Here is a 25,947-nt window from a genome sequence, read left to right as displayed (position 1 = left end):
GGTGACCCACAGTAGGTTACGCTTTCGCTTCCGCTGCCAAAATCGCAAAGCTACGATCTGCGGCTTCCAACGTGGCTTCAATCTCTTTTGAACCGTGCGCCAGTGAGGTAAAGCTTGCTTCAAAGGCAGAGGGGGCGAGATAAACGCCGTGTTGCAGCATCAGATGGAAGAAACGTTTGAAACGCTCTACATCGCAACGGGCGACATCTTCATAGCAAGTCACTGTCTCTTGTTCGGTAAAGAAGAAACCGAACATGCCGCCAACTTGGTGTACTAAAAGTGGAATACCATGTTGATCGGCCAGAGATTTAAAGCCATCAGCCAGTTGCTTGGTTTTGGCGGCTAAGCGCTTTTCATTGCCTTCTTCACGCAGTAGATTCAGACAGGCATAGCCCGCTGCCATCGCAATTGGGTTGCCTGATAGTGTACCAGCTTGGTAAACCGGGCCTGTTGGGGCAATGTATTGCATCACTTCACGGCGACCACCAAAAGCGCCGACTGGCATACCGCCACCGATCACTTTACCAAGTGTCGTCAAATCGGGTTTGATGTTGTAGTGCGCTTGAGCGCCGCCCAATGCGACACGAAAACCAGTCATCACTTCATCGAAAATCAGTAGTGCACCTTCTTGGTCACAAATTTCACGCAGCCCTTCGTGGAAGCCTTCCACTGGTGGGATACAGTTCATATTGCCAGCTACGGGTTCAACGATAATGCAGGCGATTTCACCTTGATTGGCCGCAAACAGCTCACGCACTGAGTCTAGATCGTTAAAACGAGCAGTTAAGGTGTGCTTGGCAAAATCAGCAGGAACGCCGGGTGAACTTGGTTGGCCTAGAGTCAAAGCCCCAGATCCCGCTTTAACGAGTAAGCTGTCAGCATGACCATGGTAACAGCCTTCAAACTTGATGATTTTGTCACGGCCTGTATAACCACGCGCAAGACGAATCGCACTCATCGTCGCTTCAGTGCCCGAGTTCACCATCCGCAATTGTTCCATTGAAGGAACGAGCTCAGAGACCAACTCTGCCATGGTGATTTCCATCTCGGTGGGTGCACCGAAACTTAAACCGCGTTGTGCTGCTTGAATCACCGCTTCACGAATTACCGCATGGTTGTGGCCGAGAATCATTGGTCCCCATGATCCCACGTAGTCAATGTATGCTTTACCATCGGCATCAAAAATCAGCGCGCCATCGGCACGATCAATGAAAATCGGTGAACCACCCACTCCGTTAAAGGCTCGAACAGGAGAGTTAACTCCACCCGGAATCGTGGTTTGCGCCTTTTGATACAACTCGGCTGATTTGGTCATGCTAGTTTCCTCTTATGATGAATCGGACCAATTTTGGGGCGCATTGTACGCCTATGCTCCAGTGGGTGAAATGTTTTCGCTACATTTTGATCGATTTTCCCTATCTGCATCCGCAAAATAGCGAGCAAGAAAGCGAATTTATCCGCCAAGTTGCTTCGGATTAAGGCTAATACTTGAACGGCCAACTCAGGTATTAGATAATCGCCGTCATTATCATTATTAGATCGGCAGCACATCGGATTTTGCAGTGTTGTTGTATTTTCCACGACTGAGAGAGGTCATCGTGAGCGAAGTTAATGTTCCATTATCCTTTTCTGATGCGGCAGCAAAACGTGTTAAAGCGTTGATCGCAGAAGAAGAAAATCCATCGTTAATGTTGCGTGTTTACATCACTGGTGGTGGTTGTAGCGGCTTCCAATATGGCTTTACTTTCGATGAAACCGTCAACGAAGGTGACACCAAAATTGAGAATAGCGGCGTCATTTTGGTGGTTGATCCTATGAGTCTGCAATATTTGATCGGCGGAGTGGTCGATTATACCGAAGGTCTCGAAGGCTCAAGATTCTTCGTTAACAACCCCAATGCAACGACCACGTGTGGTTGCGGCGCATCATTTAGCGTCTAATCCTGAGATTTTTCAGGAAAATAAGGCCAGTCGATAAACTCGATTGGCCGACGCTGCGTATTAGGATGTCACGCAGCGATAACAATAAGGAATAGTTATGTTTCCGCTCAAAACTTCTTCACGTCAAGCGCGCGACTACTTTCTGCATCAACCTTGGTTGATTTCTTTTGCCTTCATTATTCTGTTAGCACTCTGGTTAGGCTTAGGCGATTCCAACGCCGAAGAGCCGCAAACGGCGACGGAAATACAAGTCCCTTTAGCCAAAGTTGGTTATCAAACGTTTAGCGCAACTCAAACCGATAAAGTTATCGAGCTGTACGGACGCACTGCGCCGGATCGGCAGGCTAAAATTGGTGCTGAAATTGCTGGGCGGATCGCCGAGGTGAAGATTGCGAAAGGGCAAATGGTCACCAAAAACCAGATAATCGCCTTGATTGATAAAGGCGATCTGGATGCCCAGTTAGAGCGAGCGAAAGCCCAGCTCAAAGTGCGACAACAAGAGTTTAATGCGGCTAGTGCACTGAAAAATAAAGGCTTACAAGGCGAAGTGGCTTTTACCAATGCTGCTGCTGCTCTCACAGACGCACAATCCTCGCTCAGTACTGTGCAACGTTTACTGGATAATACCCAAGTTCGCGCCCCCTTTGATGGTGTCGTGGAGACTTTACCTATCGAAAAAGGCGATTTTGTTGGGATTGGCGATCCGGTTGCCTCCATTATCGATCTGCACAAATTGGTGATAGAGGCTGATGTCAGTGAGCGACACATTCAACATGTACAGCTTGAACAAGCGGCGCGGATCCGCTTTATCGATGGCACGCAAACACAAGGTAAAGTCCGCTATATTTCAAGGCTCTCATCGCCTGCAACCAATACCTTTGCCATTGAAGTTGAGGTCGATAATCCACAACAAGCCATTCCTGCAGGAGTAAGCGCAGAAGTTGAGTTGAGCCTAATGTCTCAAGCCGCGATCAAAATCACCCCCGCCATGCTCGCGCTCGATGAAGAGGGCAACCTTGGCGTGAAAACGTTGCAAGGTGAACACGTCAAATTTGTGCCAATCCAACTGGTGAAAGCAGAACAAGATGGCGTCTGGTTAACCGGACTTGGCGAGCAAGTGGATATTATTACCCGTGGACAAGGATTTGTTCGCGATGGAGATAAGGTTCTCGCCACTCAACTCAGCGCAACCCACTAGGAGCCGCACCATGTTCACTCTGATTGATGCGGCGCTGTCTCGTACGCGCACCATGTTGACCTTACTGGTGTTCATTTTGGTTGCGGGTGTGGCGACTTACCTGACCATTCCCAAAGAGTCGAGCCCCGATGTCACCATTCCTATCATCTACGTTTCGGTGAGCCACCAAGGTATTTCTCCCAGTGATGCAGAAAGATTGATTGTTCGTCCTCTTGAGCAGGAAATGCGCTCGATTGAAGGGGTGAAAGAGATGACGGCCACCGCATCAGAAGGTCATGCTTCTGTTGTGCTGGAATTCAATGTGGGCGTCGATTTAGCCAAAGCGATGGCCGATGTGCGTGATGCGGTCGATTTGGCTAAACCCAAATTACCGGCGGACAGTGATGAGCCGACGGTGAATGAAGTGACGCTGGCGGCGGAACAGCCTGTTTTATCTGTTGTGCTCTACGGTACAGTACCGGAGCGAACGGCAGTTCTGATAGCCCGTCAATTACGCGATAAATTGGAAAGCTTTCGACAGATCTTATCTGTTGACATCGCAGGGGATCGTGAAGAAATTGTGGAAATCATCGTCGATCCACTGCTTATGGAGAGCTATGGACTGGATCAAAGCGACATCTACAATCTGATTGCACTCAATAACCGAGTGGTCGCCGCCGGATTTGTCGATACCGGTTATGGCCGCTTTTCGGTCAAAGTGCCTTCCGTGTTTGAATCACTGAAGGATGTACTAGAGCTGCCGATTAAAGTCGAAGGTAAGCAAGTGATTACGTTCGGTGATGTGGCTACAGTACGCAAATCTTTCCGTGATCCTGAGAGCTTCGCTCGCTTAGATGGTAAACCCGCCATTGTTTTGGATATCAAAAAACGTTCTGGTGAGAACATTATTGAAACGGTTGAGCTAGTCAAAGCGGTGTTAGGCGAAGCTCAAGCTCGTGATGATTGGCCTAATAATTTATTGGTGAAAACGATTTGGGATGAGTCGGAAGATGTCAAACTCATGCTCAATGATCTACAAAACAATATTCTGTCCGCCATCATTCTCGTAGTGGTGGTGATCATTGCGATTTTGGGTGTACGCACTTCGCTATTGGTTGGGGTTTCGATTCCTGGATCTTTTTTGACTGGGTTATTGGTACTGGCCGTTTTCGGTCTGACGGTCAATATCGTTGTGCTGTTTGCTCTCATCATGGCTGTTGGCATGCTGGTGGATGGCGCAATCGTGGTGACTGAATTTGCGGATCGACGTATGCAAGAGGGAATGCATCGAAGTGAAGCCTATCGCGATGCGGCGAAACGTATGGCTTGGCCAATCACCGCCTCTACCGCGACCACGTTGGCCGCTTTTGCCCCACTGCTGTTTTGGCCAGATGTCACTGGCGAATTCATGAAATACCTTCCGCTGACCTTAATGGCGACGCTCACTGCCTCTTTAGTGATGGCGCTGCTCTTTGTTCCGGTATTGGGAAGTTTGTTTGGTCGTCCGCAGAAAGTGACCCAAGCCAATCAAGCGCGGATGGTGGCGCTGCACAATGGTGATTTTTCACAAGCGACGGGGATCACCAAAGCCTATTACCGCACGCTTGCCATAGCGATTCGCCACCCGATCAAAATTTTGTGCGGTGCGCTGCTGATGTCTGCGGCGATTGCGTTTGCTTATGGCAAAGCAGGGTTAGGTGCAGAGTTTTTTCCTGAAGTTGATCCGCCTTTTTTCTCGGTCAAAGTGCGCTCTTATGGCGATCTGTCGCTGAATGAAAAAGATCGCATCATGAGTGATATTGAGCAGGTGATGTTAGGCCACGATGAGTTTGAAAGTGTCTATACCCGTACGGGTGGCGATGATGAAATCGGCGTCGTACAGATAACCCCCGTTGATTGGCAATATCGTCGCAGTGTTAAAGCGATTATTGAGGAACTGGAGCAAGTCACCGATACCTTCCCAGGGGTTGAAATCGAATACAAATTTCCAGACGCAGGTCCTCCGGTTGAGCATGATTTGGAGATTGAAATTTCAGCTCGCGTTGCTGACGACCTCGATAAAGCCGCTCAGCAAGTGAGGTTGTGGGCAGAGGCCAATCCGGCACTGACCAATTTAAGCGACAACGGCAGTAAGCCGGGGATTGATTGGAAAATTGATATTCGACGTGATGATGCATCACGTTTTGCGGCCGATGCTACTTTGGTGGGCAATACCGTACAGTTTGTGACAAATGGCCTCAAAATTGGCGATTATCTTCCCGATGACAGCGACGAAGAAGTTGATATTTTGGTGCGTTATCCGAGTGAATATCGAGATATTGGACGTTTTGACCAACTACGCGTAAAAACCGCACAAGGTTTAGTGCCACTCACTAATTTTGCGCAAATTATTCCAGAGCAAAAGCAGGATACGATTCATAGGGTGGATGGTCGACGGGTGATTAGCGTGATGGCCGATCTCAAGGAAGGGTACAACCTAGCGCTAGAACTCCCAGCCATTGAACAGGCACTACGTGAGCTCAATTTACCGAGTAGTGTGGAGTTTCGTATCCGTGGTCAAAACGAGGAGCAAGAGCATTCTGCGGTTTTCCTCGAAAAAGCGTTTATGGTTGCACTCGCGGCGATGGCGATCATTTTGATCACCCAGTTCAATAGTTTCTATCAAGCCTTCCTGATTTTGACCGCGGTGATTTTCTCTACCGTAGGGGTTTTTGCTGGATTGCTGATTTTCCAAAAACCGTTTGGCATCATCATGTCTGGTATCGGGGTGATTGCTCTGGCAGGGATTGTGGTAAACAACAATATCGTATTGATTGACACCTATAATCAATTGCTTAAACGTGGTTTGAGCCGAGAAGAAGCGATACTGCGCACGGGAGTGCAGCGTTTGCGCCCAGTGCTGCTGACGACGGTGACGACGATTTTAGGTTTGCTGCCCATGGTGCTTGAGATGAATATCGACATCATCAATCAGAAAATTGAGTTTGGAGCACCGAGTACCCAGTGGTGGTCACAGTTGGCGACGGCTGTGGCCGGAGGATTAGCCTTTGCTACGGTACTGACCTTAGTGCTTACCCCTTGCTTGCTCATGTTAGGGCGGCGTAGAAAAGGGGTAAGTGAAGACGAAGCTCCTCAAGATGCGCAGAGTTAAATATGCCATAGCGACAGAGTGAATGTTGATAAAAGTTAGGCCAGCAATTGCTGGCCTAACTTTTTGTCCGCAACGAGATGATTATTGATTGGCATACAGCAACTGGCTGTAACGCTCAAGCTTTTCCATTCGTTGCTTCGCATTCGCAATAAAGGTCTCTTTTGCTTTGCCAGTCAGTGACTGTGCTTGTGGTAATTCAACCGTGCGTGGGTTTTTGTGGATGCCATTAACCAAGAATTCATAGTGTAAGTGAGGGCCGGTAACTCGTCCTGTGCCCCCCAATGTACCAATAGTCTGGCCTTGTTTTACTCGCTCTCCGGTTTTAACTAGGCGGCGCTGTAAATGTAGGTACTTGGTAATGTAGGTATTGCTATGGCGAATGTAGACATAGTTACCATTAAATTGGTTATAGCTGGATTTCTCAACCACACCATCACCCGCAGCCCAAATCGGTGTTCCTACTGGTGCCACATAGTCAGTACCACGGTGAGCTTTAATTTGCCCGGTCACTGGATGGAGTCGGCGAGGATTAAAGTTAGAAGAGACGCGACGAAAATCGAGCGGCGAACGCAAGAAGGCCTTTTTCATGGCACGGCCATTCTGATCGTAATAGTTGCCTGTATTGTCATCCAAAATCGCAGTAAAGGTTGAACCTTGGTTGATAAAAGTGGCGGCAATAATATTACCGCGACCAATCACAGAGCCTTCGACGATTTTTTCTTGGTAGAGCAATTTGAATTGATCGCCTTCGCGAATATCGAGCGCGAAGTCGATATCCCAGCCAAACATATTGGCTAACTCAATGATCTGGTTAGCACTTAACCCTGCGGCGACACCCGCATTCCAGAAATTAGAGGTGATTTTGGCTTCGGCGTAATTGAGTTGGAAGGTGACTTCTTTCTTATCAAACTCAGAGGTAAAACCAGAATCTGAACGGGTTACCACAAAGGTTTCATAAGGGCTAATGGTGCGTTTTAATTGAACTAATTGATTATCTTTGTCAAAGCCAAATTTCAGCTCGTCTTTAGGCATTAACTTCGACAGTTGATTGTTGATATCGCTATTGCTTGAGGTCAATTCGTAGAGCACGCGTGATGAGAGTCCTGCTCGCTGGAAGAGTAAGGCGGCACTCTCACCGTTGGCAACTTGGTAGGTTTCCCAGCGCAGCATAACAGAGGGCGGAGCGATCACTTCTTCCTCTGGTGTGGAGACCAGTTGGTTATCGAGAGTGACGGGATAGTGGCGTCCTACTTCTCGCTGAGCATCCGGTTTACGTAAATCTTCAGAATTGGGCAGAAAAAAAATGGCGAAGACAATAATGGCGCTAAACGCGGTGATTAACACTCGATGCAGCCAAGGAAGACGATTGAAAAGAGAAAGCATGTTCAGTTCAAATTCATTTAATTATTAACAAAATCGCTGTCGGGTAGTCTAACTGGTTTCAAAATGCATCGCTATTCAAGTAATATGTCCCACTATCATATTTTTGCCAAATCTGTGGGAGTGAACAAGAATGGCGAGTATTGAAGCCGCTTTAGCCGAGATTAAACGTGGTGTTGAAGAGCTGATCCCCGAAGAAGAGCTCATTGCCAAGCTCAAAGAAAATCGTCCGCTGCGAATTAAGTTGGGGGCGGATCCAACGGCTCCGGATATCCACCTAGGCCACACGGTAATCCTCAATAAGCTTCGTACTTTCCAGGATTTAGGTCATGACGTGACATTTTTGATTGGTGACTTTACCGGAATGGTGGGGGATCCAACAGGAAAAAACACCACACGCCCACCTTTGACGCGCGAAGATGTATTGCGTAACGCGGAAACGTACAAGCAGCAAGTGTTCAAGATCCTCGATCCTGCCAAAACCAAGATCCAATTTAACTCAGAGTGGTTGTCACAACTGGGAGCGGAAGGGATGATCCGTCTGGCTTCAAACCAGACCGTCGCTCGTATGTTAGAACGTGATGACTTTAAAAAGCGTTACAACAATGGTCAGCCGATTGCGATTCATGAGTTTATGTACCCATTGCTACAAGGCTACGACTCTGTTGCGATGGAGACGGATGTTGAGCTAGGCGGTACTGACCAGAAGTTCAACTTGCTGATGGGGCGTGAGCTACAAAAAGCCAACGGCCAAAAACCACAAGTGGTATTGATGATGCCTCTGCTGGTGGGATTGGATGGCGAGAAGAAAATGTCCAAATCAGCGCATAACTATATTGGTGTGAGTGAAGCGCCGAGCGAAATGTTCGGTAAAATCATGTCAATTTCGGATGATCTGATGTGGAGCTACTACGAGCTGCTCTCTTTCCGTCCGTTAGAAGAAGTGGCCCAATTCAAAGCAGAGGTTGCTAATGGTGCTAACCCGCGTGATATCAAGATTTTGCTAGCAAAAGAGATCATCGCTCGTTTCCATTCACAAGCCGATGCTGACGCAGCAGAACAAGAGTTCATCAACCGTTTCCAAAAAGGGGCGATGCCTGAGGAAATGCCAGAGTTTGAATTCGAGTCTGGAATCGCTATCTCCAATCTGCTTAAAGAGGCGGGACTTGTGGCTTCTACTTCTGATGCACTGCGCATGATTAAACAAGGTGCGGTGAAGCTTGATGGCGAGAAGTTAGAGGATGCGAAGCTGATTCCTGCTTGTGGTACATCGGTTTACCAAGTGGGTAAACGTAAGTTCGCTCGAGTGACCATCAAGTAATGGTTTTCAAACCTGAGCTAAAAATAAATAAAAAGCGCCAAACGGCGCTTTTTATTTTTCAGGTAGCCTAGTTTGGCTTAGATGCCAAACGATTAAACTGAATAAGCTCTTGATAGAGCTGAGTTTCAAACTGGATAATCGGCGGCTCAACCGCTACCTCAGGATTGGATTTCGGAGGGAAATAGTCGGTGACGAATTGAACAAACAGAGTCTTAGGGCGCTGATTTTCGTCCATCACAAAGCCCGCCATATTGTAAGTGCCATAAAGTGAACCACTTTTCGCTTTAATTTGGCCACTGATTTGCGGCGCACGCATACTGCGTCGATATTGCAAAGTGCCCGATTCTCCCGCTGAAGGAAGCATAGCAATTAAACCGAGCTCAGCTTCGTGCTGATAAAGGTAGCGAAGAGTTTCCAGCATCACTTGTGGACGCATCCGGTTATTACGTGAAAGGCCAGAGCCATCGGCGAGCTGAGTATCTTCTAATGAAATGCCCGTGCGCGAGTAAAAAATCTGTTTAATGGCTTGTGTTCCGTTGGTAAAGCTACCGGGTTGAGAGTAAAAACGGTGTCCCAAGGCTTTGGTCAAGGTATCGGCGATCAGGTTGTCGGACTCTTGCAACATGGTTTTCAGTAACACAGGCAGCGGCTGGGAGTGATGAGAAGCGATTTTCTGCGCTTGTTTGGTATTGGCTTTACCGACTTTAATTTCCCCTTTGAGCTCGATGTTTAGCTGGCTAAGGAGACGATAGACCACTCGCTGGGTGTAGATCCCGGTATCTTGCACCGCAAATTTTAGCGGTAAGGGTTTGTCTCGTAGGGTTAAACAGCCATCTAGCTTATAGTGATTCTCAGGCGTTGCCGTCAGTTCTAAATCACACAGTAAACCCTCTTGTTCGCTCTGTGTCACGCTGATGGCTTGCGACTGAACATGCACAGGGTAGTGCTCTGGGACATAAACGCGCGTTTTACCTTGTGGCTCGGTATAAATAGACGCCTGAATACAGTTAGCATCGAGGTTGATGGCACTGGCTGGGGCGCTATAGCAGACGCCTAAAATATCCCATGGCCAGCCTACTGCACGCTCATATCCATTAAATACACTATTATCCAACCACAAATCGCCCTCAATTCTGCCGCCACTTTGCGCTTTCAGCGCCTGGATCAGTGTCGTTAAATCCGTAGTCGTCAGGGTAGGGTCGCCTGAAAAGCGAATGATCCAATCTTGCCCTGAACGCATTAAATCAGTGTGAAAGCGAAACTCATCACCCAGTTCTAATTTTGCGGCGAGCGCCGTCAAAATCTTCTGGGTGCTAGCGGGGGGATAGTACAGATGAGTATTGAGTTCGAGAGTGTTCTGCTGTGATGCGGCATCTTCAATCAATAGGCTATAACGTGCCCCTTGAGGAAGTTTAGTCGTTGCGGCAGTCAATGGTGTTTGTGCGTAAATCGGAGAGGCTATTAGAAAACCGCTAATAGAGAGTAACCAAACAGGTATGAAGCGAAAAAGCATAGCAATAACATCCACCAAGAAACGTTGCTGCAGTATAACGAGATAGAAAAACGCCTGCTAGTGAGCAGGCGTTTGGCGTGTGACCTGAAGTCAACAATTAGAAGTCGTAACGTAGACCGATAGCCAGTTCGTCTTCAGCGTCGATCTTAGTTGCTACACCGTTACCACCAACTTTACCCAATACATCGCCAGCATCAATCATGTTGAAGTTGTAAGAGATGTAAGTACGGAAGTTAGGCTTGAAGTAGTAAGTCGCGTCGATAGCAAAGTTATTTGCTGAAGTTTCGTCGTTAGTTTCTGCGTTGTTGTAAGTCGTAGTAAACGCAGCTTGACCTAGTTTGTAACCAGCAGCCAGCTCGTAACCAGTGTAATCACCGTTAGTTGCAGCTTTTTCACCGTCAGTGAATAGACCTGCGAAGTACAGGTTTTCCATGCGGTAAGAAGCAGCTAGCATGTATTCGTTTTGCTCGTCTTGGTCTGCGTAGCCAGCACCTACGTTGAAACCAGTGTCACCGAAAGCGTAGATAGCAGACAGAGAGTAGCCGTCTTTACCATTGTCTTCGTATTTATCAGTCACTGTGTTTTCTGTACGGTCAGCAAAACGGAAGCTTGCTTTTACGCCTAGGTCACCAAATTGGCCTTTGTAAGCCAGCATATTGTCAACACGGTCTGCTACAGCAATTTTGTCTGCAGCTGAGTTACCGTGGTAAGACATGATATCGGTGAAGTCAGTGATTACACCTAGTGCACCATCGTTTTTACCGTAAGTTACTTCACCGTAAGTACCGCCAATACCTGCGTAGGTGTAACGGTTATCTAAATCAGAACCGTTGTCTGTTTTTGTCGCTGTAGAATCTGCAGTAGTGAACTCACCTTCGTAGAAACCAATGCCGTATAGGCTGTCATTGATTTCTGCTTTACCCAAGAAGTTCAGGCGTACGCGAGATTTATCTTCAGCTTTGCCATCTTTCAGAGATAGGCGCGCTTCAGCACGGCCACCGATTTCTAGAGAAGTACCTTTCGCGCTGTAAACGGTTGAACCTGCTTTGTCACCGCTTTGGTTGATTCCGTCAGCGTAAGCGCCAGTAGCCACTGCAGCAGCTGATACAGCAAGAGCAATCAGAGTCTTGTTCATCTTATTAAGTCCTAATTTATTGTCCATAAATTTGATTTTTGTGCGACGTAAGCCACGTCAATCGAAATAGGTGATGCATCAAGCTTCATTGGTCATTGTTGTGTTCAACCATAAAAAGCATAAAGATTTGATGGCTCAGCCATTTTCGTGGCTATTTTTTTACTCCCAAAGTTCCGCTATCAGTTAGTAAAATGATATAAATCCAACTTGTGAACACTGTTTTATTGTTGGTAAAAATTTATCAAGTTTTTGTTTTTAAATGATTTTAATGTTTGTTGGTGAGTGTTTTTTTTAATTTAATTTGTTGTATTTTTTATTTTTTTTTATCGATATTGAGCAAAATGCACGCAATCTAATTGTGCTAAAGATCACATATAAAAAGCGAAAATGGGGATTCAACTAAATTCGCCTCGCAAATCTTGAATTTGGATGATTTAGCTCTTAACTTTGTTTACACTTTTGAGTAATCCAAATGGTTCAACCCTAACCCGACCCGATTTAGGATGTTGGGAAATTTTTTATTGTCCAAAGAAACACTTTGGCGCAGAGGTAAATGATGGAAAAAGTTCCAATGACAGCGCGTGGTGAAAAGCTACTGCGTGAAGAACTCGATAGACTATTAAAGCTCAGGCCTAAAATTACAGAAGCGATTGCAGAAGCTCGTGAGTTGGGCGATTTGAAAGAGAATGCGGAATACCATGCTGCACGTGAAGAGCAGGGGATCTGTGAAGCGCAAATTCGTGATATCGAATACAAGTTGTCTGTGGCGCAAGTGATTGATGTCACCAAGATGGAAAACAGTGGCAAAGTCATTTTTGGTGCCACGGTGACGGTGATTGATGTCAACAGCGACGAAGAGAAGACTTACCAAATCGTTGGTGATGATGAAGCGGATATCAAATCAGGTCGTATTTCAGTCAATTCGCCGATTGCTCGTGGTTTGATTGGTAAATTTGAAGGCGATGAAGTCTCGATTGCGACTCCAGGGGGCAATAAGGTCTTTGAAATTGATCGCGTGGAATATCTATAGCTTCGCCAATTAGCCAATCATTTTAGGGAAAAGTAAAAAAGGTCGCAGTCGCGACCTTTTTTCATCCATTGGCTGATTATTTGCGTGGCAATTCGATTTTGCGTTGCTGAGACTGGCGATAAAGTACTAGGACTTTACCAATTACCTGTACTTTCTCGGCACCAGTTTCGCGAACAATTGCGTCAACGATCAATTGCTTAGTTTCACGATCTTCAGAAACGACTTTCACTTTAATCAGTTCATGGTGATCGAGCGCAATTTCGATTTCCGCCAGCACAGCTTCTGTGAGTCCGTTAGCGCCCATCAACACAACAGGTTTTAAGTTGTGTGCCAAGCCTTTCAGATGCTGCTTTTGTTTGTTGCTTAGGTTCATTACGCGGCCAAATTTATTTAATATTAGGGTTGAAAACCGTCATTTTAACGCCATCTATGCTAGAAGACTATATTTTCTACCAGACTTTCTTGGATAGTGGTGACTTAGTTAGGAACAAAATGAGTAAACAGAAACACTCGGCCAGCTCAACTCGCTGGTTAAAAGAGCATTTTGACGACAAATATGTTAACGAAGCAAAGAAGAAAGGCTATCGTTCACGTGCTATCTTCAAAATAGAAGAGATCCAAAACAAAGATAAACTACTAAAAGCTGGTATGACAGTTGTCGATCTTGGCGCTGCACCTGGTGGATGGTCGCAATTTGCGGCCAAAGTAGTTGGCGAAGGTGGGCGTGTTATTGCATGTGACCTTTTACCTATGGAGTCGATTGCGGGGGTGTCTTTCTTGCAAGGTGATTTCCGTGAGGAAGCGGTACTCAATGCATTGCTAGATCGAATCCAGCCAGATATGGTCGATGTGGTGATGTCTGATATGGCACCTAATATGGCGGGTAACTTGTCCGTCGATCAGCCACGCGCCATGTATCTTGTCGAACTGGCACTGGATATGTGTCGACAAGTTCTGGCTCCCAATGGTAGTTTTGTGGTGAAAGTGTTTCAAGGAGAAGGCTTTGACGATTATGTCAAAGCAGTAAGAGACCTGTTTAAAGTGGTTAAAATCCGTAAACCGGACTCCTCTCGATCACGTTCACGAGAAGTTTTTATCGTAGCGACTGGTTACAAAGGTTAACTATTTCACTATTTGGTGCCTAAGTAGACCCTATAGCCGCTAGCTACAAACTGTAGTACCCTACCTTTTAATTACAATTAGTTATCGCGAGGCTTACACCTTGAGTGACATGGCAAAAAATTTAATCCTGTGGCTTGTGATTGCTGTCGTTTTGATGTCTGTATTCCAGAGCTTCGGCCCCGGTGAGAATAACGGCAGAGCAGTCGACTACACCACATTTGTAAAGGAAGTTGGTCAAGGCCAGATTCAGGAAGCTCAATTCAACAACGGTGAAATTACTTTCATGCGTCGTGGAGGCGGCAGCCGTTATGTAACTTACATGCCGGTTTATGATCAAAAGCTCCTCGATGACTTGATAAATCAAGACGTGAAAGTACAAGGTACGCCTCCTGAAGAGCAAAGCTTGCTGGGTACCATTTTCATCTCTTGGTTCCCAATGATTCTATTGATTGGGGTTTGGATCTTCTTCATGCGTCAAATGCAAGGTGGCGGTGGCAAAGGTGCCATGTCATTTGGTAAGAGCAAAGCGCGTATGATGAGTGAAGACCAGATAAAAACCACTTTCAGCGACGTTGCGGGCTGTGATGAAGCAAAAGAAGATGTGAAAGAACTGGTGGATTACCTGCGCGATCCGAGCCGCTTCCAAAAGCTGGGTGGTAAGATCCCAACGGGTGTACTCATGGTTGGTCCTCCTGGTACAGGTAAAACCTTGCTTGCCAAAGCGATTGCTGGTGAAGCTAAAGTGCCATTCTTTACTATCTCTGGTTCGGATTTCGTTGAAATGTTTGTCGGTGTCGGTGCATCTCGTGTGCGTGACATGTTCGAACAAGCGAAGAAAGCCTCTCCATGTATTATTTTCATTGATGAAATTGATGCAGTAGGTCGTCAGCGTGGCGCGGGTGTTGGTGGTGGTCACGATGAACGTGAGCAGACACTAAACCAAATGCTGGTTGAGATGGATGGTTTTGAAGGCAATGAAGGCATTATTGTCATCGCGGCAACCAACCGTCCTGACGTGTTGGACCCAGCATTGCTGCGTCCGGGACGTTTTGACCGTCAAGTCGTGGTAGGCCTGCCAGATGTGCGTGGCCGTGAGCAAATTCTTAAAGTGCATATGCGCAAAGTGCCTCTGGCGAATGATGTAGAGCCATCATTGATTGCGCGTGGTACTCCTGGATTCTCTGGTGCGGATTTAGCGAACTTAGTTAACGAAGCGGCGCTGTTTGCTGCTCGTGGCAACAAGCGCAACGTCTCTATGGTTGAGTTTGAACTTGCAAAAGACAAAATCATGATGGGTGCAGAGCGCCGTTCAATGGTGATGTCTGAAGAGATAAAAGAGTCTACCGCTTATCATGAGGCTGGTCATGCGGTAGTAGGTCGCCTTGTACCTGAGCATGATCCGGTTTACAAAGTGTCGATCATTCCTCGCGGTCGTGCATTGGGTGTCACCATGTACTTGCCTGAGCAAGATCGCGTGAGCATGTCTAAACAGCATCTGGAATCGATGATCTCTAGCTTGTACGGCGGTCGTCTTGCTGAAGAGTTGATTTACGGCAAAGAAAAAGTTTCAACAGGCGCATCAAACGATATCGAGCGTGCAACAGAAATTGCTCGTAAGATGGTGACCCAATGGGGCTTCTCTGAAAAGCTAGGTCCTATGTTGTATGCGGAAGATGAAGGTGAAGTGTTCCTTGGGCGCAGTGTGACACAGACGAAGCACATGTCTGATGACACCGCGAAGCTGATTGATGACGAAGTGCGTCAAATCATTGATCGTAACTACGAACGAGCTCGCCAAATCATTATGGATAATATGGATATCATGCATGCGATGAAAGATGCATTGATGAAGTATGAAACTATCGATGCAGGTCAAATTGATGACTTGATGGCGCGTAAGCCGGTGATTCGTGAACCAGCAGGTTGGGGTGATCAATCGAAAACGCCGTCTGAACCTGAAGTAAAAGCTGAGCCTGAAGCTAAGGCGGAAGAATCTACAGCAGAGACTGCTTCATCGGATGTCGCGACAGCAAGCGAGAAAAAAGACGCTGAATAACATCACTTTTAACTTTAAACCCCGACTTGTTCGGGGTTTTGTGTTTGCAGGGAATATATTTTTAGAATGCTGAAAATCAGTCATGCCGATAAGCAGCTTGAGCTGCATTCACCCGTTGTGATGGGTATCTTAAATACTACGCCAGATTCCTTTTCCGATGGCGGCCGTTACGTTGACCTTGATGTCGCGTTGGCAAGAGCACAGCAAATGATCGACCTTGGCGTCGCGATTATTGATATTGGCGGTGAGTCAACTCGACCAGGCGCTCCTGATGTGGCTTTAGAAGAGGAATTACAGCGCGTCATCCCACTTATCAAAGCGATTCGAAAACAGAATGCTGAGGTATGGATTTCGATTGATACCAGCAAAGCGGAAGTGATGCGCCAAGCATTAGCTGCGGGAGCCGATCTGATTAATGATGTGCGTGCTTTGCAAGAGCCGGGAGCTCTTGAAGTAGCAGCGCAGGCTCAAGTCCCGGTTTGTATTATGCATATGCAAGGTCAGCCGCGGACGATGCAAGCTAACCCACACTACGACAATATTATTGAAGAGCTTTGCCAGTTTTTAGCTGAGCGAATTGCACAATGCGAAGCAGCGGGTATTAAGCGTGAGAATATTATCTTAGATCCCGGTTTTGGTTTTGGAAAATCGGTGCAACACAATTATCATTTGCTCGCCCATTTAGAACAGTTTCATCGTTTTGGATTGCCAGTTTTAGCTGGAATGTCACGTAAATCAATGATTTTTAAAACACTGAATAAGCAACCAGCTGAATGTGTGGCAGGAAGCGTTGCGTGTGCCACATTGGCTGCGCAAAAAGGCGCACAAATTATCCGTGTTCATGATGTAGAGCAGACTATTGATGCACTCAAAATGGTGCAGATGATGCATAACAATTTGTAAAAACAATAATGTAAAGGAAACACAAATGTCTGATAAGAGACGTTATTTTGGCACTGATGGGGTTCGTGGCAAAGTTGGCCAGTACCCAATTACTCCTGATTTTGTACTTAAGCTTGGCTGGGCGGCTGGACGTGTACTGGCAAAACAAGGCACGAAAAAAGTCATTATTGGTAAAGATACCCGTATTTCTGGCTATATGTTGGAGTCTGCACTGGAAGCTGGGCTTGCAGCGGCAGGATTAAAAGCGACCTTCACCGGACCAATGCCAACGCCAGCTGTGGCCTATCTTACCCAAACGTTTCGTGCAGAAGCGGGGATTGTTATTTCTGCATCGCACAACCCTTACTACGATAACGGCATTAAATTCTTCTCTTACGAAGGAACCAAACTGCCGGATGACATTGAGTTAGCGATTGAAGCTGAGTTAGATAAAGACATTGAATGTGTTGAATCGGCTGAGCTTGGTAAAGCTTCACGCATGGTGGATGCGGCGGGGCGTTACATCGAATTTTGTAAAAGCACTTTCCCTTCAAAACTCAGTCTATCTGGTTTGAAGCTTGTTGTGGATTGTGCCAATGGTGCCACATACCACATTGCGCCCAATGTTTTCCGTGAGTTAGGAGCGGAAGTCATTGCAATGGGCGTTGAGCCTAATGGTTTGAATATCAATGACCAAGTCGGTGCAACCGACGTTCACGCACTGCAAAAACGCGTTGTTGAAGAGCAGGCTCATCTTGGTCTTGCTTTCGATGGTGACGGCGACCGCATCATCATGGTTGACCACCTAGGTAATAAAGTCGATGGTGACCAAATCGCTTACATTATTGCCCGTGATGCACTGCGCCGTGGCGAGCTCAAAGGTGGCGTTGTTGGGACATTGATGACGAACCTTGGCATGGAGAATGGACTCAAACAGTTGGGCATTCCATTTGTACGCGCTGCGGTCGGTGATCGTTATGTTATGGAAAAACTTCTAGAGAAAGGCTGGAAGATTGGTGCGGAAAATTCAGGTCACGTCATCTTACTCGATAAAGTGACTACGGGTGATGCGATTGTCGCTGGCCTACAAGTACTGGCTTCAGTAGTGGGTAGTGAAATGACCCTGCATGAATTAGCGAAAGGTATGACGCTTTACCCACAAGTGTTGGAGAATGTCCGTTTTGCAGGAGATAACAATCCACTTGAAGCTGATGCGGTGAAAGCGGCGGTATCTGAGGTTGAAGCTGAGCTAGGTTCGAAAGGCCGTGTATTACTGCGCAAATCGGGTACTGAACCTCTGATCCGTGTGATGGTGGAAGGGGAAGATGAAACCTTAGTGAAGCAATCTGCATTAAAAATTGCTCAAGCTGTAAAAGATAACTGCTAATTTGGGCGCTGGTTTCTATAATTCCTAGCTGATTGATTTCGCGCTAGGAATTGTAGAAATGCTCGAAAAAACGCTGTTGTGCGAGTTTTTTGAGCGATCAAATCGTAAAGTGATTTTTTTTAGAAAATACCTCTTGTCAGTCTCGGAACCATTCGTTAGTATTGCGTCCGCTTTCGGAGAGAAAGGTCGCTGGCCTTGTTCGAGTCTGATGATACGAACGGCGCTAGCTCAACAAATATGAACATAGGTGGAAGTAATGTTTACAGTTCTACTTGTGATTTACCTGTTGGCAGCGGTTGCTATCATTGGCCTAGTGTTGATTCAACAAGGTAAAGGCGCAGACATGGGAGCCTCATTCGGTGCTGGCGCGTCAAACACAGTGTTTGGTGCTAGCGGCTCAGGTAACTTCCTAACCCGAATGACTGCGATTTTCGCAACAGTATTTTTTGTTATCAGCCTTGTGCTTGGCAATATGTCAACTCACAAAACTGAATCACAATGGGTTGACCCTTCACAAGGTCAAGTGATTCAGCAAGCTGGTGACTCAGTGAGTGAAGCGCCTGCTAAAAGCAGTGACGAAATTCCTCAATAAAAGATATGCCGAGATGGTGAAATTGGTAGACACACTAGCATGAGGTGCTAGCGCCTTAGGTGTGAGGGTTCGAGTCCCTCTCTCGGCACCATATTTACAAACTTGTAAATCATCTTGTTGAGCGTATAATGCTCGCAAGTCGGACGCGGGGTGGAGCAGCTTGGTAGCTCGTCGGGCTCATAACCCGAAGGTCGTTGGTTCAAATCCGGCCCCCGCAACCAATCTCTCTTAACGATTAGAGAGACAAGTTTGGCAGTGTTAACCTCACTGCAGTTGAGAAGCGATTCTCAATTTATCAGGGTCCAGCAATAAAAAACCCCGACTTAATCGGGGTTTTTTATTATCTAAATTTCCTTTTTAAGGGTTTTAGGTATTTGCTTGGTATTTAAATTGGGCTCTAAGCCCTTTTTTTGTTTCTGGAGTGGTTTAGATGACTGGTTTAGAAAGACAACTTACTGAAATGCTTGAAGCTCCGGTGGTTGCTGCAGGTTACGAGTTGGTTGGATTAGAGTTCGTCCGTGCAGGGCAACATTCCACACTACGTATCTTTATTGATCACGAAAACGGTATCACAGTGGAAGACTGCGCAGAAGTAAGTCGCCAAGTGAGTGCTGTTTTGGATGTTGAAGACCCTATTTCGGTCGTTTACAACCTCGAAGTGTCTTCTCCTGGTCTAGAAAGACCACTCTTTAAAGCAGCACATTACGAGCAGTTTATTGGTCACGAGGTCAGCATCGTTTTGAAGATGGCTGTTGGCAACCGTCGCAAGTGGAAAGGGGTCATCCAATCAATTGATGGTGAAACCGTAGCCGTGATGGTTGATGGGCAAGAAGAACACTTTGCCTTAAGCAACATTTCAAAAGCTAACCTGATCCCTAAATTTTAAGTCTTTGAGGCTAGAACAATGAGTAAAGAAATTTTAGCGGTAGTTGAGGCGGTTTCTAACGAGAAAGCGGTACCTCGTGAGCGTATTTTTGAAGCGCTGGAAACTGCGTTAGCGACTTCAACCAAAAAGAAGTATGAAATCGAGATCGATGTGCGCGTTGCCATCGATCGCAAAACAGGTGCGTTTGAAACGTTCCGCCGTTGGTTAGTGGTTGAGAATGTTGAGCACCCAACCAAAGAGATCTCATTTGAAGCGGCGAGCTTTGATGATGACTCGGTTCAACTGGGTGACTATGTCGAAGATCAGATCGAATCAGTGACCTTTGACCGTATTACCACGCAAACTGCGAAACAAGTGATCGTACAAAAAGTGCGTGAAGCAGAACGTGCACAGATTGTTGAACAATTCATCGATAACGAAGGTGAATTGGTGACTGGTGTAGTGAAGAAAGTGAACCGTGAAACCGTGATCCTCGATCTGGGTAACAACGCTGAAGCGGTTATCCTACGTGAAGATCAACTGCCACGCGAAAACTTCCGTCCTGGCGATCGTGTCCGTGGTTTGCTGTATAAAGTGGCTCCAGAAGCACGTGGTTTCCAACTCTTCATCACTCGTTCTAAGCCAGAAATGTTGGCAGAATTGTTCCGTGTAGAAGTTCCAGAAATTGGTGAAGAGCTGATTGAGCTGAAAGCGGCTGCGCGTGATCCAGGTTCACGTGCCAAGATCGCGGTAAAAACCAATGATAAGCGTATCGACCCTGTTGGTGCGTGTGTGGGTATGCGTGGTGCACGTGTACAAGCGGTTTCTGGCGAACTGGGTGGCGAGCGTATTGATATCGTGTTGTGGGATGATAACCCAGCGCAATTCGTCATTAATGCCATGGCACCAGCCGATGTGGCATCCATCATTATGGATGAAGATGCACACTCAATGGATATCGCTGTTGAGGCTGATAACCTTGCGCAAGCGATCGGTCGTAACGGTCAAAACGTACGTTTGGCTTCTCAACTGACCGGTTGGGAACTGAATGTGATGACGGTTGCGGATCTACAGAAGAAACACCAAGAAGAATCAATGGCATCCATCGAGAACTTCATGAAGTATCTCGATATTGAGCAAGATTTTGCTGAGCTGCTGGTTGAAGAAGGCTTCTCTACGTTAGAAGAGATCGCTTACGTACCAATGAATGAGCTGCTTGATGTTGATGGCATGGATGAAGATCTGGCAGATGAGCTACGTAGTCGTGCGAAAGAAGCGCTGACGACGATTGCTCTGGCAAAAGAAGAGTCGTTCGAAGGCCTTGAGCCTGCAGAAGATCTGCTTGCATTAGCAGGACTGGAACGCGACATGGCATTCAAACTGGCAGCGAAAGGTGTTGCGACACTGGAAGATTTGGCTGACCAAGGTGTGGATGATTTAGAAGGTATTGAAGGTCTGACCGAACAGCGTGCGGGTGAGCTTATTATGGCGGCTCGTAACATTTGTTGGTTTGGTGAAGACGCATAATTTTCAGCAAGGGGAGGAAGCGGCATGACACAAATTACCGTTAAAGCACTGAGTGAAGAAATTGGAACACCAGTAGACCGCTTATTAGAGCAACTTGCTGATGCAGGAATGAACAAGGCTGTTGCGGATCACGTATCTGAGGATGAGAAGCAGAAGCTGCTGGCTCATTTACGTAAAGAGCACGGCGATGCGACAGGCTCTGAGCCAACGCGTTTGACACTCCAGCGTAAAACCCGTAGCACACTGAGCGTGAATGCCGGTGGCGGTAAAAGTAAGAATGTTCAAGTTGAAGTGCGCAAAAAACGTACGTATGTTAAGCGCAGTTCTGTTGAAGATGAAGCGACTCGTGAAGCGGAAGAAGCCGCAATGCGCGCCGCAGAAGAGCAAGCAAAACGTGAAGCTGAAGAAGCTGCACAACGTGCGGCAGAAGAAAAAGCCAAACGTGAAGCAGAAGAAGCCGCCAAGCGTGAAGCAGAGGCAAAACGTATGGCTGAAGAGAAAGCGAAGCGTGAAACGCAAGCGGCTACACAACCACGTTCTGACGAAGAAAAATTGAAGCAAGAAGCAGCGCGCAAAGAAGCCGAGGCGCTAAAACGTCGCCAGGAAGAAGAAGCAAGACGTAAGGCCGAAGAGGAAAGTCGCCGTCAACTTGAAAAAGTACGCGAATTGGCTGAAAAAAATGGTGAGCGTTGGTCTGCTGATAAAGAGACTGTAGGTGATATGCAAGAAAACACAGATTACCATGTAACGACTTCGCGTTATGCACGCGAAGCGGAAGATGAGGCTGACCTCCACGAAGAAGGTGCTCGTCGTCGCTCGACAAAAGCGAATAAGAGAAAGATGTCCTCTCGTGACGATAACCAAGAGCGCGATTCTCGTCCTCGTGGTGGTAAAGCGGGTCGTAAAGGCCGCATCAACAAGCCAATGTCTATGCAACACGGTTTTGATAAAACCGCTGTCGTCGCGAAAGCGGATGTTGTGGTTGGTGAAACTATCGTTGTTTCTGAACTGGCACAAAAAATGTCAGTGAAAGCGACAGAAGTCATCAAAGTGATGATGAAAATGGGCGCGATGGCGACCATTAACCAAGTGATTGACCAAGAAACTGCTCAACTGGTAGCGGAAGAAATGGGTCACAAAGTGGTTCTGCGTAAGGAAAATGAGCTGGAAGAAGCGATTCTGTCGGATCGTGATGACAAGTTCGAAGAAGTTTCCCGTGCACCAGTCGTGACCATCATGGGACACGTTGACCACGGTAAAACCTCAACGCTGGACTATATCCGTCGTACCCACGTTGCTTCTGGTGAAGCGGGTGGTATTACTCAGCACATCGGTGCTTACCACGTTGAAACGCCAAACGGCATGATCACCTTCCTGGATACTCCTGGACACGCGGCGTTTACCGCTATGCGTGCTCGTGGTGCACAAGCAACGGATATCGTAGTACTGGTTGTTGCAGCGGACGATGGCGTAATGCCACAAACCGTCGAGGCTATCCAACACGCGAAAGCGGCGGGAGTTCCTCTGATTGTTGCGGTAAACAAGATCGATAAAGACACGGCTAACCCAGATAACGTTAAAACTGAACTGTCACAGTACAATGTGATGCCTGAAGAGTGGGGCGGTGACAACATGTTTGTTCACATCTCTGCGAAACAAGGTACTAACATTGACGGTCTACTGGAAGCTATTCTGCTGCAAGCTGAAGTTCTTGAGCTGAAAGCGGTGAAACAAGGTATGGCATCTGGCGTGGTCATCGAATCTCGTCTGGATAAAGGCCGTGGTCCGGTAGCCACTGTTCTGGTTCAATCGGGCACTCTGCGTAAGGGTGACATTGTTCTGTGTGGCCAAGAATATGGCCGCGTTCGTGCAATGCGTGATGAAGTCGGTAACGAAGTTGAAGAAGCGGGCCCATCGATCCCAGTTGAAATCCTGGGTTTGTCTGGTGTTCCAGCGGCCGGTGATGAAGCAACCGTAGTACGTGATGAGCGTAAAGCGCGTGAAGTGGCTAACTACCGTGCAGGTAAGTTCCGCGAAGTGAAACTGGCGCGTCAGCAGAAGTCTAAACTGGAGAACATGTTCTCTAACATGACTGCAGGTGATGTCGCTGAGCTGAACATTGTACTGAAAGCTGACGTACAAGGTTCAGTGGAAGCGATTGCGGACTCGTTGACCAAACTTTCAACAGACGAAGTGAAAGTCAATATCGTCGGCTCTGGTGTCGGTGGTATTACTGAAACGGATGCGGTTCTGGCGGCGGCTTCTAACGCTATCGTGGTTGGCTTTAACGTACGTGCTGATGCGTCAGCTCGCCGTATGATTGAAGCTGAAAACATCGATCTGCGTTACTACTCCATCATTTACCAATTGATCGATGAAGTGAAACAGGCGATGAGCGGTATGCTTTCACCTGAGTTCAAACAAGAGATCATCGGTCTGGCGGAAGTTCGTGACGTATTTAAGTCACCGAAACTGGGTGCGATTGCAGGCTGTATGGTCACTGAAGGTGTGATCAAACGTAATGCTCCAATCCGCGTTCTGCGTGATAACGTAGTTATCTATGAAGGCGAACTGGAATCGCTACGTCGCTTTAAAGATGACGTTGCAGAAGTGAAGAATGGTTACGAGTGTGGTATCGGCGTTAAGAACTACAATGATGTTCGCGTCGGTGACCAGATCGAAGTGTTCGAAACGATCGAAATCCAACGTACCATCGACTAATCAACTACTGTTGCATTAATCAAGGCAATATAGGTTGTTGAATACACCATGGGGGGCTGGCCAAGACCATCCCCCCATTCTTTCTATCAGTGAGAAACGATATGCCGAAAGAATTTAGCCGTACACAACGTGTGGCACAGCAATTACAAAAAGAACTGGCGATGATCCTGCAACGCGAAGTGCGTGATTCTCGCCTAGGTATGGTGACCATCTCTGATGTAGAAGTATCACGCGATTTGGCTTATGCCAAAGTGTTCGTGACCTTTCTGTGCATCGGTGAGCAAACCCCAGAATCTTGTCTGGCAGCATTGCGTGAGCACGAAGTGCAGATCCGCATGATGTTAGGTAAGCAGATCCGCTTACGTTTGACACCAGAAATTCGCTTCTACTACGACAACACCTTGGTTGAAGGTATGCGTATGTCAAACCTCGTTACCGAAGTGATCAATAGTGACAAGCGCCGCAAGCATGAAGCGGGTCGTGATGAGGACGAAGCGTAATGGCTCGTCGACGTAAAGGTCGGGTTATCCACGGTGTGATTCTGTTGGATAAGCCGACAGGTATCTCTTCCAACGACGCTTTGCAAAAGGTTAAACGCCTCTATGGCGCTGAAAAAGCGGGACATACTGGCGCGCTTGATCCTCTGGCGACGGGCATGTTGCCAATCTGCCTCGGTGAAGCCACTAAGTTTTCCCAATTTCTGCTCGATTCTGATAAACGTTATCGTGTGATCGCCAAATTGGGTGAACGTACCGACACCTCAGATTCTGATGGTCAAGTGGTACAAGCGCGTCCTGTTCACGTGGATCGCGATACGCTGCTTGCCTGTATCGCCAAGTTTCGCGGTGAAACGGATCAAGTTCCATCCATGTTTTCAGCGTTGAAATACCAAGGTCGTCCACTCTACGAATACGCCCGTCAGGGTATCGAAGTGCCGCGTGAAGCGCGCAAGATCACTGTGTATGAGATTGAGCTGCATCGCTTTGAAGGTGATGAAGTGGAGATGGAAGTACACTGCTCGAAAGGCACTTATATTCGTACCATAGTCGATGATCTGGGTGAAATGCTGGGCTGTGGAGCACATGTGACCATGCTGCGCCGTGTGGGTGTCGCTAACTATCCGTATGAGCGAATGGTGACGCTAGAGCAACTCAACGCTTTGGTTGAACAAGCCCATCGTGACGAAAAAGCGGTGGCGGACGTTCTCGATCCGCTATTACTGCCGATGGATACTGCCGTGGATGCTTTACCCGAAGTCAACGTGATCCCAGAACTGATGACACTTATTCAGCATGGGCAAGCAGTACAGGTTTCGGGTGCACCATCCGATGGTATGGTGCGCATTACTGGCGGCGAGCAGAAGCTATTCCTTGGCGTTGGCGAGATTGACGATAACGGTAAGGTCGCGCCGAAACGCTTGGTGGTGTACGGCGAATAAATTCGTGGAAGGGCTCGCTGTATGGCGAGACATTCCGCTTGTGCGGATTAGGAATATTCCCTATAATCCGCGCTTCTCGTGTCGGCTGAATCAGAGATTGGCTGGCACAAACTTAAACCTCAAACTCTTTAGGAGAGAATTATGTCTCTGAATGCAGAAACTAAAGCAGCAATCGTTGCTGAATATGCACGTTGCGAAAATGACACAGGTTCACCAGAAGTACAGATCGCTCTACTGACTGCTTCTATCAACCACCTGCAAGGTCACTTCCAAGCACACAAAGGCGATCACCACAGCCGTCGTGGTCTGCTACGTATGGTTTCAAGCCGTCGTAAACTGCTGGACTACCTGAAAGGTAAAGATCTGTCTCGTTACCAAGATCTGATCAAACGTCTAGGCCTGCGTCGTTAATTCGTCGCTGCAAAGCACAGTTTGTACAAAAAGGGGCGTAAGCCCCTTTTTTGCAGGCTAAATTTGCACTCTAAATTAGCTATCCTTCCTCTAAGTAGTTTATACTATCCGCCGTTCAGTCTACGTGGCTGAACAAGTTTGTGCTCATGGCATTACAGTCACCGTAGTCGACCAAAAGGTCGCGGCTATTAAAAACAGATTGCTCTTACAAATAGATCGCTCTTAAAAACAGATCGCCATTAAAACCGATTGTTTCTCGAACGTACTCCCAAGTTGTCAGTCTATTTTTACTAGTCGCG

The 25,947-nt window shown here is 47.1% G+C and carries 21 protein-coding genes and 2 tRNA genes; 18 read left to right on the top strand and 5 right to left on the bottom strand.

The genetic code is table 11. The annotated features are described in order from the left end of the window. Window positions 1-16 precede the first annotated feature (16 nt). A complete protein-coding gene (gene hemL / locus F0316_RS10750) occupies window positions 17-1,315 on the bottom strand; it encodes a glutamate-1-semialdehyde 2,1-aminomutase (RefSeq protein ID WP_000167257.1) in 1,299 nt (432 codons plus the stop codon). 283 nt (window positions 1,316-1,598) lie between these two features. Between hemL and erpA the strand changes: the two genes are divergently transcribed. The 3 genes from erpA to vexF all read left to right on the top strand — a co-directional run bounded on the left by erpA (window position 1,599) and on the right by vexF (window position 6,268). Beyond that, entirely contained in the window at window positions 1,599-1,940 is a 342-nt protein-coding gene (erpA, locus tag F0316_RS10745; protein ID WP_000005741.1) for an iron-sulfur cluster insertion protein ErpA, read from the top strand. 97 nt (window positions 1,941-2,037) lie between these two features. Next, window positions 2,038-3,138 (top strand): multidrug efflux RND transporter periplasmic adaptor subunit VexE, encoded by a 1,101-nt coding sequence (gene vexE / locus F0316_RS10740; RefSeq protein WP_000484208.1) that lies wholly within the window; start codon window positions 2,038-2,040, stop codon window positions 3,136-3,138. Window positions 3,139-3,148: 10 nt separating this feature from the next. Beyond that, window positions 3,149-6,268: a multidrug efflux RND transporter permease subunit VexF gene (gene vexF / locus F0316_RS10735; RefSeq protein WP_000494540.1), complete on the top strand. Its 3,120-nt coding sequence runs from the start codon at window positions 3,149-3,151 to the stop codon at window positions 6,266-6,268. Window positions 6,269-6,349: 81 nt separating this feature from the next. On the opposite strand, the gene F0316_RS10730 is transcribed toward vexF, so the two are convergent. Continuing rightward, window positions 6,350-7,651, bottom strand: a complete 1,302-nt coding sequence (locus F0316_RS10730; RefSeq protein ID WP_000949649.1) for a peptidoglycan DD-metalloendopeptidase family protein — start codon at window positions 7,649-7,651, stop codon at window positions 6,350-6,352. A gap of 130 nt (window positions 7,652-7,781) precedes the next feature. On the opposite strand from F0316_RS10730, the gene tyrS reads away from it, so the two are divergent. Beyond that, window positions 7,782-8,969, top strand: a complete 1,188-nt coding sequence (gene tyrS / locus F0316_RS10725) for a tyrosine--tRNA ligase (protein ID WP_000146476.1) — start codon at window positions 7,782-7,784, stop codon at window positions 8,967-8,969. Window positions 8,970-9,036: 67 nt separating this feature from the next. On the opposite strand, the gene dacB is transcribed toward tyrS, so the two are convergent. Next, window positions 9,037-10,482, bottom strand: a complete 1,446-nt coding sequence (gene dacB / locus F0316_RS10720) for a serine-type D-Ala-D-Ala carboxypeptidase (protein WP_172626016.1) — start codon at window positions 10,480-10,482, stop codon at window positions 9,037-9,039. A 97-nt stretch (window positions 10,483-10,579) separates the two neighbouring features. After that, entirely contained in the window at window positions 10,580-11,617 is a 1,038-nt protein-coding gene (locus F0316_RS10715; protein ID WP_001044317.1) for a porin, read from the bottom strand. 556 nt (window positions 11,618-12,173) lie between these two features. Here F0316_RS10715 and greA point away from each other — a divergent pair. Continuing rightward, window positions 12,174-12,647 (top strand): transcription elongation factor GreA, encoded by a 474-nt coding sequence (greA, locus tag F0316_RS10710; protein WP_001883448.1) that lies wholly within the window; start codon window positions 12,174-12,176, stop codon window positions 12,645-12,647. A gap of 76 nt (window positions 12,648-12,723) precedes the next feature. On the opposite strand, the gene yhbY is transcribed toward greA, so the two are convergent. Next, complete coding sequence (gene yhbY / locus F0316_RS10705) at window positions 12,724-13,020, bottom strand: ribosome assembly RNA-binding protein YhbY (RefSeq protein WP_001054291.1); 297 nt, start codon at window positions 13,018-13,020, stop codon at window positions 12,724-12,726. Window positions 13,021-13,139: 119 nt separating this feature from the next. Between yhbY and rlmE the strand changes: the two genes are divergently transcribed. The 13 genes from rlmE (at window position 13,140) to rpsO (ending at window position 25,648) form a co-directional block, all read left to right on the top strand. Beyond that, window positions 13,140-13,769, top strand: a complete 630-nt coding sequence (gene rlmE, locus F0316_RS10700; RefSeq protein ID WP_000043220.1) for a 23S rRNA (uridine(2552)-2'-O)-methyltransferase RlmE — start codon at window positions 13,140-13,142, stop codon at window positions 13,767-13,769. Between the two features lie 109 nt (window positions 13,770-13,878). Beyond that, complete coding sequence (gene ftsH / locus F0316_RS10695) at window positions 13,879-15,825, top strand: ATP-dependent zinc metalloprotease FtsH (RefSeq protein WP_001107448.1); 1,947 nt, start codon at window positions 13,879-13,881, stop codon at window positions 15,823-15,825. A 66-nt stretch (window positions 15,826-15,891) separates the two neighbouring features. Continuing rightward, window positions 15,892-16,728: a dihydropteroate synthase gene (folP, locus tag F0316_RS10690; protein WP_085603139.1), complete on the top strand. Its 837-nt coding sequence runs from the start codon at window positions 15,892-15,894 to the stop codon at window positions 16,726-16,728. A gap of 25 nt (window positions 16,729-16,753) precedes the next feature. Beyond that, window positions 16,754-18,094 (top strand): phosphoglucosamine mutase, encoded by a 1,341-nt coding sequence (gene glmM, locus F0316_RS10685; protein ID WP_032475274.1) that lies wholly within the window; start codon window positions 16,754-16,756, stop codon window positions 18,092-18,094. Window positions 18,095-18,350: 256 nt separating this feature from the next. Further along, window positions 18,351-18,686: a preprotein translocase subunit SecG gene (gene secG / locus F0316_RS10675; protein ID WP_000495557.1), complete on the top strand. Its 336-nt coding sequence runs from the start codon at window positions 18,351-18,353 to the stop codon at window positions 18,684-18,686. A 7-nt stretch (window positions 18,687-18,693) separates the two neighbouring features. Beyond that, window positions 18,694-18,777, top strand: a tRNA-Leu gene (locus tag F0316_RS10670). A 53-nt stretch (window positions 18,778-18,830) separates the two neighbouring features. Continuing rightward, window positions 18,831-18,907 (top strand) — tRNA-Met (locus F0316_RS10665). 209 nt (window positions 18,908-19,116) lie between these two features. Continuing rightward, on the top strand, window positions 19,117-19,572 hold the full coding sequence (gene rimP / locus F0316_RS10660; RefSeq protein ID WP_000147148.1) for a ribosome maturation factor RimP: 456 nt from the start codon (window positions 19,117-19,119) through the stop codon (window positions 19,570-19,572). Window positions 19,573-19,590: 18 nt separating this feature from the next. Continuing rightward, window positions 19,591-21,078, top strand: coding sequence for a transcription termination factor NusA (gene nusA, locus F0316_RS10655; RefSeq protein ID WP_000031603.1), 1,488 nt, complete (start codon window positions 19,591-19,593; stop codon window positions 21,076-21,078). 24 nt (window positions 21,079-21,102) lie between these two features. Beyond that, on the top strand, window positions 21,103-23,799 hold the full coding sequence (gene infB, locus F0316_RS10650; protein ID WP_000192207.1) for a translation initiation factor IF-2: 2,697 nt from the start codon (window positions 21,103-21,105) through the stop codon (window positions 23,797-23,799). Window positions 23,800-23,900: 101 nt separating this feature from the next. Beyond that, window positions 23,901-24,299 carry a 30S ribosome-binding factor RbfA gene (gene rbfA / locus F0316_RS10645; protein WP_001123656.1) on the top strand — a complete coding sequence of 133 codons (399 nt, stop codon included), beginning with the start codon at window positions 23,901-23,903 and terminating at the stop codon, window positions 24,297-24,299. Beyond that, window positions 24,299-25,237, top strand: a complete 939-nt coding sequence (gene truB, locus F0316_RS10640; protein WP_114732901.1) for a tRNA pseudouridine(55) synthase TruB — start codon at window positions 24,299-24,301, stop codon at window positions 25,235-25,237. Before rbfA ends, truB begins: the two co-directional genes overlap by 1 nt. A gap of 141 nt (window positions 25,238-25,378) precedes the next feature. Beyond that, window positions 25,379-25,648 (top strand): 30S ribosomal protein S15, encoded by a 270-nt coding sequence (gene rpsO / locus F0316_RS10635; RefSeq protein WP_000055654.1) that lies wholly within the window; start codon window positions 25,379-25,381, stop codon window positions 25,646-25,648. Window positions 25,649-25,947 lie beyond the last annotated feature (299 nt).

Origin of the sequence: Vibrio cholerae, from assembly GCF_008369605.1 — a bacterium.
In the GTDB taxonomy this organism is placed as follows: domain Bacteria; phylum Pseudomonadota; class Gammaproteobacteria; order Enterobacterales; family Vibrionaceae; genus Vibrio; species Vibrio cholerae.
Note: the sequence above shows the minus strand (reverse complement) of the source record. Positions and strands in the feature narration are given on the sequence as shown.